The sequence below is a fragment of the Marinococcus halophilus genome, assembly GCF_002265875.1.
Lineage (GTDB): Bacteria > Bacillota > Bacilli > Bacillales > Marinococcaceae > Marinococcus > Marinococcus halophilus.
In genome coordinates this window covers 1-908 of the sequence record NZ_NPFA01000050.1, presented here as the reverse complement: position 1 = coordinate 908, position 908 = coordinate 1, and the positions used below count along the sequence as shown (strand labels likewise).

Here is a 908-nt window from a genome sequence, read left to right as displayed (position 1 = left end):
GGGAAAAATTCCCGCAGAAGGCCGTTGGCATTTTCATTGGTTCCCCGCTGCCAGGCGGCATAGGGGTCGGCGAAATAGACGGGCACGCCCCGGGCTTCGAGGGCGGGAAAACAGGCGAATTCTTTGCCCCGATCCACCGTTATGCTTTCAAAGACACCACGGGGATAYTGGTCCATCAGCGTTTCCACGGCAGTGGYTACGGTCCCGGACCGCCGGTCCGGCATGGGAGCAGCTAACAGGTACCGGCTTTTGCGTTCGGTGAGCGTCACCAGGCAGCCCTTGCTTTTTCCACGGGAGGAAACAATGGTATCCATTTCCCAGTGGCCAAAGGTTTGCCGGGTCTCGACCGCGGCGGGGCGTTCCTCGATACGCCGGCCGACCGTGAAACGGCCACGGGTTTCCCGTACCTTCTTCCGTTTGCCTTTCTGGCGGAGGCAGCGCAGGTCTCCCTTCGCCAATAACCCCTGATACAGCCATCGATAGATCGTCCCGCATCCCACCGTAACCTCCGGGGCGTACCGGGCGATTTGTTCGGGCGACCAGGTGGCATGGAGATGATGAGTAATGGCTTGAAGCAGCTCGGGCGTCGYTTTGCCTCTTCGCCCACAGGCTTTCCGCCGTTGATGATAAGCTTCCTGCGCCTGAGCGGCCTGATAGGTATCGGAGGATGCCTGGCGCCGGCGTTCCCGGGAGATAGTCGATGGATGTCGGCCCAGAAAAGCCGCCATTCGCCGGATGGACCAGTGAAGGCTCGTCAGAGCCTCTAGTTGTCCGCGTTCGATCATGGTAAGATGAGAGTAGCTCATGGTATCCCTCCGTGTGAGTGTTTGGTGGTACTTTCATTTTACCCAGGGATACCATGGGTGTTTTTTATTTTTTACGTGTTGCGCTTAATATTACAATTCAAG

1 protein-coding gene is annotated in these 908 nt (G+C 57.8%); it reads right to left on the bottom strand.

Annotation, left to right across the window (positions count from 1 at the left end; genetic code table 11):
• A partial coding sequence (locus CHL76_RS16690) for an IS30 family transposase (RefSeq protein WP_094909178.1) occupies positions 1-806 on the bottom strand: 806 nt, incomplete at its 3' end.
• Between the last annotated feature and the right edge of the window lie 102 nt (positions 807-908).